The following is a 14,382-nucleotide window of genomic DNA, read 5'->3' as shown; positions in this document are numbered from 1 at the left end:
GGCGCTGCTATAGTGCTGTTGCTGGTGCTGCTGCTGGTCGAGGCTAGCCAACTTTCATTCCGGGCAGCTGCAAGGAGTGCAACGCGAGCAGATCTTCGAGCAAGTCAACGCGCCAGACATCCTAAAGCATGGCCGTCAGCGCACCATCATCCGCATAGCGGCGATCGTTTCGCCGAAATTGTCCGGCGGTCCAGCCTCTACGGGCAACGCGCGAGCTTAATTCCCGCGATTCGTCGCAATACGACAATAAGTTCATTGTCATAATCGATGCAAGCATCGCGGCCACGTGGAGCCTGGTGCGGGGTTTCCACGCCGAGGAGCGCACGTACGCACGAACTCCTCATGCCCCTCGCTCCCGGCGCGACGTCGTTCCAGCCACCGATGGACAAGAGCGGGAGAACTGTGCTCGTGCGAGTTAAACCGAGCGTCGCAAGCCGCAGTCGACGCACACAATGCTTCGCTCATCGGAAGCGCCGTGTCGAACGCCTTGCGACCATGACCTTGCCTGTCGGGCCTATCCTCTGCACGAGCGCAGCCCTCCCCGAGATAAGATGGCTATACGAAAGCGCTCGTCGAACGTAGCGCCGGGCGAGGCGTTGTTCGATATGCACAGGCCTTTATCCAGATGCGGAAATGCAAATTAGGCGGATTCCAACCAAAGTGCTGAATACCTTCACCACCTTCCGATCTTCGCAGAGGTTGTCCACCAGGCGGCTCGCGCCTTGCCTCCCGAATGCCCGCAAAATCACGGCTTGGAGATCGGAGCTGCCTGGGAGCCGCGCGGTCTAGCCCCACCACTTCAACTAGCAGCTACTACGATGCGGCACACACCAAAATCCGGAGCATAAGACATTAGTTCCGCACGAACACGCGAAGTGCGCACTTTACAGTCCCGCAAAACGCGTACAAGACGCTCTTGGCCATCATGGCAGATTTCCAGGCGGACGCAATGATGGCGAGCCAGATCGAGCATTACATGGGATGTCTCTTTGGTTGAGATGATTGCGGGGTCGAAATTTTCGGGGGCAGAGTATGGCGGACCAGATCGAGGTCGGTGAAGCAGCTGGCGAACTGAAAGTAAATTGCACCGCTGCTGACAACGTCAACATCGCGTTTTACCAGAACGCAGTTCCGATCATTCGCGAACTTGCGATCGAAAATACGATTGGTCGTGATCTGTCCGATCTTTCGGTGCACCTCACAGCAGATCCGCCATTTATCACGCCGGGTGTGTGGCGAATCCAACACGTCGCCAACCAAGCTATCCATCACATCCGCAGCTTGGATCTGAAGTTGGATGCGGCATTCCTGGCTGGCATCAATGCGTCGAGGCGAGCCCAATTGCGCATACATGTGCATGCCGCCGGCGAAAAGCTCGTCGAAAAGATTGTCGAGCTCGATCTGCTCCCGCCCTCGTACTGGGGCGGCGTTAACGCAGCGCCTGAGCTGCTGGCGGCCTTCGTCAGGCCGACCGATCCCAGCGTCGACGTTATCCTGCGGGAAGCCTCGGGTAAGCTCGCCGCGGCCGGCCGGGACGACGCGATGGACGGCTATCGCAAGAAGACCAAGACCAGGGCCTGGGAAATCGCCGATGCTGTATGGGCCGCTCTAGTTTCACACTCGATCGCCTACGTCCTTCCTCCGAAGAGTTTCGAGCGCTCGGGCCAACAGATTCGGGGACCGAGCGAAATCCTGTCTCGCAAGGTCGGCACCTGCTTGGACCTCACTCTCCTCTACGCGTCCTGTCTCGAACAGGCAGGTCTGAACCCGGTGCTCGTCCTAACCGAAGGCCATGCCTTCGTTGGCGTGTGGCTTGTGGATGAAGACTTTTCGAGGCTTGTGATCGACGATCCGCAGATGCTGCGCAAACGCGTGCAGCTCGAGGAGATGGTCCTGGTAGAGACAACGATCCTCACCGGGTCAAACACCGGGCGGTTCAAACAAGCCGTCGATGCCGGAGCAAAGCTGATCGCCGAGGACGCGACCTCCCCGTTCGAGCTCGCTATTGACGTCAAACGCGCGCGAAGCGCCAAGATCCGGCCACTTGATCTATCGGGGTCCGGCGAGCCGACAATAACTCCTTCTGGCGCACCGTCCGTCTCGCATGAAGTCGGCGAGATACCAAAATTTGAAGAGGATCTCGACAAGCCCCGTGAACCCGTTTTCGAACAGAATCTAGATCGGCTTGAGGTTTGGAAGCGTAACCTCTTGGATCTCACGCTGAGAAACCGCCTACTGAACTTCAAGGATGCGAAATCCACCATCGCGATCGAATGCCCTGATGCGGCGATTCTTGAAGACAAGCTCTCGGGGGGAAATCGCTTTAAACTGCTCGGACGGGCCAACGTGCTCAACGGAAGTGATGGACGGGATACTGCGCTGCTCGCACAGCGCCTGCAGGACGACGCTCGGAAGGATTTCATTAGTGATGCGCTGGTCCGCGGCGAGCTCCACACCGCCGTTTCAGAGACCGAGCTTGAAGGTCGGCTAACGGACCTTTACCGGGCCACTCGGCTCGCTTTTGAAGAAGGCGGCGCCAACATTCTGTACCTCTGCCTTGGCTTTTTAAAGTGGACGCCCCAGGATGGCGCCGGGCCTTACCGCGCACCGTTGATCCTCGTTCCCGTCCAGCTGGAGCGCAAGAGCGTACGTTCTGGCTTTCGCCTAGCGCTTCACGAGGATGAGGCTCGGTTTAATCCGACCTTGTTGCAGATGCTGAAGCAGGATTTTGACCTTTCGATTCCCGAGTTGGAAGGAGAATTGCCCGAAGACGCGACGGGTGTCGACGTTGCAGGTATCTGGAAGACAATTAGGCGTCACATCAAGAGTATCAAAGGCTGGGAAGTCACTGAGCAAGTCGTGCTCGCGACGCTGTCCTTCACGAAGTACCTGATGTGGAAGGATCTCGTCGAACGATCCGATATTTTGAAGCGAAATCCGGTCGTGCGGCATCTCATAGATACACCCACCCATACCTATGGAGGTTCGGGGGCCGCTTTTGTCGCAGAGAGCACTATCGACCAAGTCGTGGATCCGGCCGAGCTTTTTACGCCGCTCTCGGCCGATTCCTCCCAGGTCGCCGCCATTCTCGCGGCGCAGCGTGGGGGCGATTTCGTGCTCTTCGGCCCGCCAGGTACGGGAAAGAGCCAAACGATCGCGAATATGATTACGAACTGCCTCGCTCATCAAAAGACGGTGCTTTTCGTATCGCAAAAGACAGCTGCGCTTGAAGTCGTAAGACAGCGCATGCAAGCGATCGGCCTTGGCAACTACTGTCTCGAGGTTCATTCGACCAAGGCTCAGAAGTCTAGCGTGCTCGAGCAGCTTGCTACGGCCTGGCGCGAACGCAACCTGGTAACCGAGGAACATTGGTCGGCTGCGGCCAGCGAGCTGAAACGGCGGCGTGACCAACTAAATAAGCTTGTTTCCGCCCTACACCGGCGCCGCGTCAATGGGATGACGGCGTACGAGGCCTTTGGGCGGGTCATCGCCGATCGCGAACGGCTTCCCGACGTCGGACTGACATGGCCTGCTGGTACGGTACACTCCCCCGAAGACCTCGTTCGGATGCGCGAGATTTGCGCGGATCTCCGCACCGCGCTCGAGGCTGTGGGTGACCCCATCAACCACCCACTCAAAGGCATCGAGCAGACCAAATGGAGCCCTGCCTGGGTGCAGTCGCTCCAGCAGTTGGTCGATCGCCTCCATTTGGCTCTACAGGACGTTAGGAAGGCCGCCGACGAGCTGGTCTTGTCTATCGGGCTCGACGGCGCTGCTGGCGACGATGCCTTGCTGCCACAACTGATCAAGCTCGTCTCGTTGATGTTGCACGCTGATGCCTCCGACGGGGCGCTTCTGCTCTCGGCCGAGGCACCAGAACGCGAAAGTGCCCTGTGTGACCTTGCCGATGTCGTAGGCCGGCTAAACGCAAAAACCTCGCAGCTTTCGATCCAATACGAGCTCAGAGCGGCGCTACTTGATCTCCCATCGCTCGAGCGCGATTGGATGGAGGCGTGCGCGTCGAATATACTCGTGCGAAGCAGCCGAAAAAAGAAAGTCAGATTAGCGCTGAAGCCGTATTGTTCTGGTGAAGTACCTGAGGACATCGGTCGAGACCTTGTCGTACTGCAGGAACTCGCAGTCTTGCTGCGCGAAATTGAGAATATTAAACCTCGCTTCCGGGGCATGGAACGCCTTTGGCGCGGGCCGCAAAGCGAGACGTCTCGTTTCCAAGAACTGATTGATTGGGCCACAAACCTGCGCGATGCGGTCGATGCCTATCGTGTTGACGGCATGGCACCCGATCAGCTGCTCTTGCATGTCCAGGACCTGCTGCTTCGGGATAACTCTCGCTTCCGACCGAGCGGTCAGGTTCGCCACGCTTTCGAGGCAATGTACAAGGCATTTCCTACCATGCACCGGACGGCCAAAGAGCTAGGTGCATGTATCGGCCTTGATGACCCCGAGGACATCGTCAAGATCGAAAGGGGCTGGATTGACGCCCTCCTCCAACGAACAACAAACTGGAGGTCAAATGTTATCAAGGCTCCACAATGGGCCACCTGGCGTTGGGCTGCTCAGTCGGCGCGCGTAGCAGGACTGTCCCCTCTTGTCGACGCAGTCGAGAACGGCCTTGTAGATGGGGCGGCGATCACGAGTGTGTTCGACTATGGGTACGCGCGCTGGATTGCCGAAGCTATTGTAAATCAGGACGAGGTTCTCAGTAGTTTTCTCGCGGAGAAGCACGAAGCGACAATTGAAGCATTTGTCGCCGCAGACAAGAAGATCGGCGAGCTAGCCCGAGACATCGTGAAAGCGCGCATTGGGGCGGCGGTGCCAACTCAAACCAATTTCGGGAAGGATCCGGAATGGGGCACGCTAGCGCGTGAGATCAACAAGAGAGCCCGGCACATGCCGCTTCGGCAGCTGTTTGGCCGCCTTCCGACGGTACTGACCCAACTGGCGCCATGCGTGATGATGAGCCCGCTCTCAATCGCACAGTACTTGCCCGCGGATGCCAAACCCTTCGATGTGGTTATCTTTGACGAGGCCTCTCAGATCCCGGTATGGGATGCGATCGGAGCAATTGCGCGCGGCAGCCAAGTCGTCATTGTTGGTGACCCAGAACAGCTGCCCCCCACGAATGTTGGTCAGCGTGGCGTCGATGAAGAGGACGACGACGGATCGATCGTCCAGAGCCAGCAGAGCATACTCGATGAGTGTCTGGCTTCAAACATCCCGAGCATGCGCTTGTCGTGGCATTATCGCAGTCGCCACGAGAGCCTCATCGCTTTCTCCAACGTCAAATACTATCGCGGCGAGCTGACGACCTTCCCCTCCCCTGTGACGCGCGATACCGCGGTCCGTTACATCCATGTGGAAGGCGGCATCTACGAGCGCGGCGGTGCCAAGGTGAACCGCAAGGAGGCCGAAGCTGTCGTAGCCGAGGTAGTCCGCCGCATGAGGACTTCGACCCATTCGATCGGCGTCGTCACATTCAATGGTGAGCAACAACGGTTGATCGAGAACTTGCTTGATCAGGCCCGTCGCGCCGACCCGTCACTGGAGCCGCATTTCGATCGCAACCAGACCAGGGAGCCGATCCTCGTCAAGAATATCGAGAATGTTCAGGGCGACGAACGAGACGTGATCATCTTTTCGGTCGCGGTCGGGCCAGACAAGACGGGACGTGTCACGGCTCAGATCTCCTCACTGAACAATGAGGGTGGTCACCGCCGCCTCAATGTCGCAGTCACCCGTGCACGGCGCGAGCTGTTGGTGTTCGCGACATTGCGGCCTGAGCAAATCGACCTGGGGCGTACAGGTGCCAAGGGCGTAGTCGACTTCAAGCACTTCCTTGAGTTCGCCGAGAACGGCGCGCGAGCTATCGCCGAGGCCTTCTCGCCAACCGGCCGCGACACTGAATCGCCCTTTGAGGATGCCGTGATGCGGGCTCTCCAGGAAAAGGGTTGGGAAGTTCATCCTCAGGTGGGCGTATCCTTCTTCAGGATTGACCTCGGCGTCGTTCATCCGGATTTCCCCGGGCGATACCTTGCCGGCGTTGAATGCGACGGCGCCGCCTATCACCGGTCAGCCACGGCGCGCGATCGCGACCGTCTGCGCGAGATGGTGCTCACGGATCTCGGTTGGCGAATTCGGCGGATCTGGAGCACCGAATGGTGGATGGATTCTGCCACCGCGACGGAAAAGATCCACGCAGGGTTGGTCGCCGATCTCGAATGCGACCGCGCCTCGCGGCCGATTGTCGAGGTTAAAGAAGAACCCACGCTTCTGCCGGATGAAATACCGTCCCTGGATGAGTCCGAAAAGCCGGCTCGTGTCGAAACCGCTGCCACGGGAGCGGAGTCCGAAGCAGACCAAGCAAAAGTCTCGCCGGAACCTGCAAATGACGAATGCCAGCCGATCGAGCCAACGAAAGTCTACGCGCGCGGACCATCGAACGAAGAACCGAACGCAGAAAAGACCGCCGCCGCAACCTATGTCAAGGCAGACCCCGCCAGTGCGGCAACACCCGACCGGGATCGCTTCTACGAGGTCGGCTACCGCGGAACGCTGCGCAGTATGGTCGATCATGTCATCGAGATTGAGGGTCCCCTCTATTTTGACGTCCTCGTCGATCGAATTGCGCGCGCGCACGGCTTTATGCGCTCGGGCGAGACTGTCCAAAAGATCGTTGCCTCATCGCTCGGGCGCAATCGGTTTCCGACCACCAAAGACGGCGAACGGGAGATTGTCTGGCCGCACGATGCGACGGCGAGTAAAAGCACTCCCTACAGGGGCGGCGGGGGACGCGACCACATCGACATCCCGCTTCCCGAGCTGGCAAGTCTCGCTGCCACGTTGCGCTCGACAGGCTTGGAGGAGGATGAAGACATCATCCGAGGAATGCAGGAGCATTTCGGCTTAGGGCGTCTGGCAGCTTCGACCCGCGAGCGCTTCGAGGCGGCAGTGGCGGCGGGTACCTAGCGCGCCAGTAGGTTCGGCCGCGGCGACGTAATGCTGCTGGTCGGGGCGGCGCCGATGATGCCGCTCAGCGCGATTTTGCCAGCGGACAGCAGCTCGGCGGGCCTCATCATGGTGCCTTTTTACCAGGGCGAGGCAGCCGTGGACTAACCGGGCGTCATTCCGGGCAATTGCACGGAATGCAAGGCGAGTAGATCTTCGAGGGTGTCGACCCGCCAGACGTCCTGCAGCATGGCCGCCAGTGCACTGTCATCCGCATAAATAGCGATCGCTTCGCCGAAATTGTCGGGCGCGGTCCAGCCTCTACGGGCAACGCGCGAGCTTAACTCTCGAGCCAGTTGTTCACGCTCTTCAGTCACGACAGGTGCTGCAGCAGCTTCAGTTATCTCCCTGGCGGCGGATCTGGGTTGGTACAGATTCGGAAACCAGCGCTCAACCACCTCAGACGGAAATCCAAGGCGAACGTTCCCCTTTGGAGTGTCGGATACCAATAGCTTCCGGTTCACGAGATCCGACAACACAGCGCGCGCTTGCCTGTCCTGATAGCCTGTGAGTTCAGTCGCGCGCGAACGGGGGAATTCGCCAACCAGGATCGCTTCGCGAAGCAGCCGCCAAGAGCCCTTCTGCAACCGTTTTGCTCTCATTTCCTCTTCCGTCCAGATTTCGATCCTGTTCATGAGTTCGGCGGGGTTGAGAAGGGTTTGCATGAACCGCACTTGGTCCGTGCACACTTCGAGGAAGAAGCGGCAGAACTCAGCAAGTCCGGCTTCGGTCAGGGTCCCGCGGCCATCCAGGTCGCCACGGCGTGGCTCGTCAGCCGCCTGGAGTAACGTCTTGTAGCGATCCACATTGCGCGCCAACCCGCGCGAGACCGACCAGAGCTCAGACCCAATTCCGAGTTCTCGCAGCAAGGCGTGTGACATCAAGCGGGTGACGCGCCCGTTTCCGTCCATGAAGGGATGGATCCACGCAAGCCTGTGATGCCCCGCCGCGGCCGATACGATGCGCTGCGTCCTGCTCAACATCGGGGAGGAATAGGCTTGGACGAAGCGCGACATGAGCGCCTCGATGGCTTCCGGTTTGGGCGGCTCGTGTCGTCCGACCTCGACGCGGACCTTGCGAAACTCGCCTGGCACCATCTGTATGGTCTTCTTGGTGCCCGGATCTTCGATTGCGAGAAGGGCTTCCGGCAGGCGGCTACAGAATTCGCGGTGGATCCAACGGATGCCGTCGATGGAAATAGCCGGATGCGGCATCTGATCCCGATCTATCATGCCTTGGACTTCGATGTGGGCCTTTGCCTCCAACTGCAGGTCGCGTTTCTTGGGCTCGGCTGAATAGTCGCTCTTCAGGGCCCGTTCAATGTCAGCCAGATGGGTGTCATGCCCTTCGATCAGGTTTGAGTAGTAGCAGTTCATCGCGCGAACGAGGTCGCCGATACTCGTCTTAAGCGGAGCGTTGAGGCCGCCTGCAAACGAGCCGGCGCCGGCGACGAGGTCCAGAACCTGGTCGGTCAAACCAGAGTCCATTTCCGGGAGCATCGGCTCCATATGTCCTGTACCGGTCATTTTGCCGATCTCAAAGCCAGGGAACTTTTCCTGTAACATCTTCTATATAAATAAAAATTCAAAATATTACAACCGAGATCACCTCTCGATTTGCCGATCCTCATACCGATTGTTTTGCCGGTCTTTTCGGCGATCCTCAATGCGTTCTCTCAAGACTAGACTCCTGTGTTCTTGTTATGTTCTAATGGTTGCCTTTCTGATCGACTTACGAATTGGCCCATGCGGATATCAAAGGCGCGTCCCCGACGACAACGATGCTCGCTGCGCAATCCGACGAAGCCCGCACTCGGGCAACCAACCCAGTTCTAGTGGAAAAGCCGGACTCCGACGGTACCAGAGTTCGACCCGCGTACGGAAACTACAGTAAAGCTGCATCGTAAACTTGGCGAGGCAGTCAGGTGACGAAGAGGCGAAAATTGCTATTGAGCTCCAGACCGAACGGGATGCCTCGGCCACGCTCATCGACCTGGTAGGGACTGAGCGAGAGAAAGTGCTGAGGCTCGATCAGCTACAAGGAAAGATCACAGCATTCCAGGGCGACATGGACCGGTTCTGGAATGGGATAACTCCAGAACTTAAGGCTCTCGGCATACCCGAAGATTGCTGGAGTGATTTCAAGCCTCGTTTTGCGAATGACCCCACCGGGCCCATCAACCGGCGAAATGCCGAATTGCAAGCAGAGATTGACCGGCTAGAGGGTGACCCGACTAATCCGACCGTCGGAACGCTTCGTTTCCACCAAGCCCGGGTGAAGCAACTTAGTGATCTCACAACCGCTGATGAGGCGAAACGTAAGCGCATTGTCGAGCTACAGAACCGAATAGCAGCTCTAGATATCGACCTACGTCGCGTGCGAAATGAAATCGATATGATTGAAGGGTCAGAGAGCGAGCAATTAGCCTCGCTTCGAGCGCAACGACGGTCAACCTATTACTCTTATTTCGATACCTTGGAAAAAGAGCGGACAGTCCTTGCTCAGCTATACGAGCCGCTCCAGCAGCACCTGAGCTTGGGAGAGCAGCAGGAGAGACATCTGGATTTCGCGATACGGCTAAGTGTCGATCTCGATGGCTGGATCGAGAAGGGAGTTCGGCTCTTCAATCAAAGAAAGAGATTGCCGTACCCCACCCTAGACGACATGATCGCAGCTGCTTCCGAGCATTTAGAGCCGGCTTGGAGATCGGGCAGCCATTCTGATCTGGAGGCTGGATTGGACAAATTTCTCGCGCCTTATGGTGAAGCCGGTGCCACGGTGGGTGACTACCTTAAACCGAGCCAAACCGTCGTGGAATTTTTCGATTGGCTCTACTCCACGGATCACATCAGCCTCACCTATGGACTTAGCTATAATGGCACTCCGTTAGAGAATCTCTCGCCGGGAACGAAGGGTATCGTCCTGCTTATCCTCTACCTTGCTATGGACCAGAAGGATACCCGACCCCTCCTGATCGATCAGCCAGAAGAGAACCTTGACAACGAATCCATCTATAGCCTCTTGGCGAGCTATTTTCGAAAAGCCAAGCTCCGGCGGCAAATCCTTCTCATCACACACAACCCGAATCTAGTCGTCAACACGGACGCCGAGCAAGTCATTGTCGCTCAATGCGTAAAAGAGAACGGCGGTTTACCGTCCTTCTCTTACGCAGCCGGCGCTTTGGAGGATTGCGCAGATACACAAAGTACTCGGCAGCAGGTGTGTCGGATACTTGAGGGCGGCGCAGCAGCATTTCAAAAGAGAGAGCGGCGATACTCGCTGGATAACTAATCCTACCTTCGCCGCCCGAATCCTTCGCCGAATCCTTCCGCGAGGAGGGCGAAAGGGGATCCCGACCACCCTGCTGCAACAAGCCGCTCCCTCTCATCGAGCGACCACCGCGCCGCCGCTCTAGCGATGTGATCACCTCCGCGCTCGAAATCGTCATGGCGCTTCTCCTAGGATTACCCTAGACCTGCAGCAATCGCGTTCGTCAAACCAGGCGGCCTCTGGCGGGAAGTATCCGCTCTTCGGCGTACGGTCCCGCCTCCGCGCGCTGAGAGAGAAAGATGCCGTTGGCCAGCGCGTGGTCTCCGCCCGCGCGTTTCGTCCACAGCACGCCATCGCACCACACGTGGTCAACGCGGTCCCACTGGCAGGCAGATGCCGCATTCGGGAAAAACCCGCGTCCATTGTGATTGGCGCTTGTGTTGCATAGTAGCGGAATGCCCGTGAGGGCCTCGTATTCGACGAGAAGTTCGGCGATTTTGTGCTGAGAGGTCCTGCAAATAGTCTGCAATCGCGCAGATCCGTCCAGATGCACGACAGCGGGGATCTTGTCCCGCCATTCTGCTCGTGTTAGGTGCTCGAAGAGCATGTAAGGGTCTGGCGTTCCAGGACTAAAAATATCCGGCGCACGATCCTCCAGGCATATTGGCGCTACCGGCCGGAAGTGCTCGCGAAGTTTGATGTCGTTGAGACGGTCCTTCATTCGCGGCGATGTCGCCGCGGCCAATATGCTTCTGCTACCCAAAGCCCGAGGTCCAAGCTCCGCGCGGCCGGCAAGGAAAATGACGGGCTTGTTGCTGGCGAGAATCGTTGCAAGTTCACGCATGCTACATGGTGAGCCACCCCATCCGGGCGGCACGTCGCCTCGTTCCACGGCTGGACCACTATAGACGGACCATTCCAATGGTACAAAGCCTTGGTCCGCCGCCAATGCGGAGCAAGCGGCACCTATTGCCGAGCCACTGTCATTCGGAAAGGGTGGCACCCAGATAGCATCGAACAAGCCGGCAGCTCGTAGTGCGCTATTCCATTTTATGTTGAGACCGCAACCGCCGGCGATGCACAGATTGCGCGCGGGAAGCCTCGAATGTCTCTGTATAGCACTCGCGAGTTTGGTAACGAGCAGACGCTCTTGGAACCAATGAAAGGATGCAAGCACATCTTCGGGGGCTTTGGCTTTTAACCGTAGCGCGCTGGCATCGAAGAACTCATGGACAGGCTCAAGCGCGGCGTCCTCGCTGCAACGACCGACTGGCTCCGTAAACGTGCTAAAGTGCTTTTCGTAGAGCTCCTGAAACACCTCGACAATGCTTTCATCGACTGAACCGAGCGCGATGTAGGCCATCAACTTGCCCGCAACACCGAGGTCCCACTTGGTCCGGTTCGTCTGCTTGTATGGTCCGAAGTGATAGCCCGCGGCAGCATAAGCATGCCCGATCAGCGGGAAGAGGCACTCGAGGAACCTGGCGGCGCGGCGCTCTACATGGTAGAGACGTGGAAAGGAAGCGCCGTCCCACACCAGACAGAACGCAGGCTGCCCGGCCTTGGCGAAAGGGCTAGTACAAAAAGCGGAAGCCACATGGGCTGTGACATGCGGATAGCTTTGATAGGGGAAGGCGCTCCCGTTGAGCATCAGCCCAGAGCCGTCGTGCGGTATGAGGAGGCCTTCGGCATCGCCCTCAACATACGGCGCCCCTTTAAGGGTAATGGGTGCAGTCCCACTGAAAACCTCAAATTGTGACTCAGCCTCGCCCCACCATCCGTCGATGACGAACCGATCAACGTCCCGCGGATATAAGCCGTGCTCTGCCAAGGCGACAACAACCGCATCGAGATTGTTGATTTTTTTATATCGCGGATTGTTGCCCAGCTTCTCCTGCTCGACACAAAAGACAAGCCGTCCGTCCTCGACAAGGGCCACTGCTCCGTCATGGGTCAGCTTGATACCGCAGATGCGCATACTGTCTCCGAACCTAATGTCGGTAATCCACTCGATTTGAAGGAGCCGCAACTGTTGCTCATGTCGCGAGACTCAGATGAGCTCCCATCTGTCACGATGCACGCTTCGGGCCAATTCCAATCAGAGGAATCGCTGGCGATTGTCTGATCAAAGTCGGAGTTAGAAGCGACTTGACCGATTCGTGACACCGGACGCGTTCGGTTTCGGACCAAGCACTCCCGCCTACGGCGACAATTTGCGTGCATGCGACGTGCGGCCCTTTGTGCCTTCTCCGACGTCGAGCGAACGAGTGCAGCGGACCTCTTTACCGGATAGTGAGATCGTTAACCGATCCTTTCCAGACCAGATCAGGAGACGTGACCTCCAGAGGCCACGACGAACCGCGGTCTTTGATGTCACGATTCAACCGATGCTCGCCGTTAACGGACATAGGAGCTGCTTACATTGCGGAGTGCCAGTCATCCGCTGAAGCGCAGATATTCATATCGATGCCTTTCATCTGGGACTGGACCGGCGGTTATTTGATCCTAAGGCTATTTAGCGCCTGGACGATGCGCTTCAGTCCGATCGCCGAAGCTCCCGGTGGGGCGCCGAATGAGAGTCGCAGACCGTTGACGTCGCCAAACGCGTCTCCCGCAACGCAAGCCACATTAGTTTGCTTCAGGAGCCAGCCTGCAACATCGTCCGTCACTCCAACGCGACCTTCGTCCTGCAAAGCAGATGCAAGCCTGTTCAGATCAAGATAGAAGAAGAAAGCCCCGTCGGCACGGTGGGGTTACATCACGTAGATTGGAAAGGATGTTAAGACCCATGTCGCGAGCATCGAAAAGCCGTTGGTATGTCTCCCGCTCAATGCGGCCGCCGGCGACCTGAAAGTGGCTCAGCGTAGCCTGCTGCGCCTCTCGACTCGGTGTTATCGCTGCATAGCCCTGAAGCTTTCTTGCGGCGGAAACGATGGTCCTGGGAGCCGCGAAATAACCCAAGCGAGAGCCAGATATCGCCAGCGCCTGTGAACATGGATTGACTATGATCGTTCGCGATCGCACGGCGGGGTGCGCCACGACGATCGACTCATGGCGGTGCAAACCAGTGAATACTAATCTTGAGTAGCGCTCGTCCGAAATGATCCATATTCGGAATTCGATAGCAAGCTCGCCGACCTCCTGCAATGTTGTTCGACTGTAGACTGCGCCCGTCGGATTGTTGGGTGAATTGATAATCATCGCTTTAGTCCGCGATGTAATGGCAGCTCGGATTGAGTTGACATCAGGAGTATATCGTGGGCGCTGGGCATCGACGAACACTGGTACTGCGCCAGCGGCGTGAACCAGTGCTGGGACCAACGGCTGCCAGGGGCGGATAATGATGACTTCGTCGCCCGGCTCTAGGACAGCCAAGGCCGCATAAAGCAGCGCTTGCTTTGAGCCGGCAGTGATTGCGATCTCTTCCGTACTCCAATCAACGCCTGTCTGCGCCGCGAGCCTTTCCGCAATAGCTTTGCGGAGCGGCATGAGGCCAATGGGATCCACGACGCCGCTCGCCCCAGAATCGACGGTAACCATCGCCCTCTCGTGCGCTAATGAGAGTGGCTCGAAGATCTCGTCATTTGCGAGATCGATAAACTGATGCCCGCTAAAAGCAGAACCCGACGTCACCTCCTGGGGCACACGCTCTGTAAAACAGAACAATGTCGAGCCTGACAGCAAAGTGAGACCTCCTACGGTCGTCGAACTCAAGCAGCGAGCCAAAGCTCGCGACCAATGTGCTCTCGCGGTCTAGCCATAGAACCATATTCGGCGAGGCTGACGATCTCACCTAGACCGACACAGCTCCACTACACAACGCCGACAGCCTAATTGCCGTCGCTCCATGCTGAGTGATTGGTGCGACAATTGTGGCTCAACATCAAACGGACGGCTCTTTGGCTCGACTATCGCTGCATAGAACGCCATCCTGGACTGCTAGCAAAATGCGGGCCCCTGCCATCGTCCTACTTGCGAAGCTATTGCCGCCGGCACATGGATAGTTGAATGACCTCGTAAGGATTTCGCAAACGTGAGAACTAGGCCACGGGCGCCGCGACAGAGCCGTTGACGGTGACATATTGC

At 57.8% G+C, this 14,382-nt stretch carries 5 protein-coding genes; 2 read left to right on the top strand and 3 right to left on the bottom strand.

Features of this window, described 5'->3' with window-relative positions:
- Window positions 1-1,032 precede the first annotated feature (1,032 nt).
- The gene (locus XH85_RS11130; protein WP_128931920.1) at window positions 1,033-6,987 is read left to right on the top strand and encodes a DUF3320 domain-containing protein; all 5,955 of its coding nucleotides are present in this window, start codon (window positions 1,033-1,035) and stop codon (window positions 6,985-6,987) included.
- A gap of 143 nt (window positions 6,988-7,130) precedes the next feature.
- Here the strand turns inward: XH85_RS11130 and XH85_RS11125 are convergent, their stop codons facing one another.
- Window positions 7,131-8,591: a Fic family protein gene (locus tag XH85_RS11125; RefSeq protein WP_245473978.1), complete on the bottom strand. Its 1,461-nt coding sequence runs from the start codon at window positions 8,589-8,591 to the stop codon at window positions 7,131-7,133.
- A gap of 343 nt (window positions 8,592-8,934) precedes the next feature.
- On the opposite strand from XH85_RS11125, the gene XH85_RS46290 reads away from it, so the two are divergent.
- Window positions 8,935-10,317, top strand: coding sequence for an AAA family ATPase (locus tag XH85_RS46290; protein WP_128931919.1), 1,383 nt, complete (start codon window positions 8,935-8,937; stop codon window positions 10,315-10,317).
- Between the two features lie 202 nt (window positions 10,318-10,519).
- On the opposite strand, the gene nodU is transcribed toward XH85_RS46290, so the two are convergent.
- Complete coding sequence (gene nodU, locus XH85_RS11115; protein ID WP_128931918.1) at window positions 10,520-12,274, bottom strand: nodulation protein NodU; 1,755 nt, start codon at window positions 12,272-12,274, stop codon at window positions 10,520-10,522.
- A 737-nt stretch (window positions 12,275-13,011) separates the two neighbouring features.
- The gene (locus tag XH85_RS11110) at window positions 13,012-13,980 is read right to left on the bottom strand and encodes a pyridoxal phosphate-dependent aminotransferase (RefSeq protein ID WP_128931917.1); all 969 of its coding nucleotides are present in this window, start codon (window positions 13,978-13,980) and stop codon (window positions 13,012-13,014) included.
- Window positions 13,981-14,382: the final 402 nt, after the last annotated feature.

This window comes from Bradyrhizobium zhanjiangense (assembly GCF_004114935.1).
GTDB classification, from domain to species: Bacteria; Pseudomonadota; Alphaproteobacteria; order Rhizobiales; family Xanthobacteraceae; genus Bradyrhizobium; species Bradyrhizobium zhanjiangense.
This window is presented reverse-complemented; position numbering and strand designations above follow the sequence as displayed.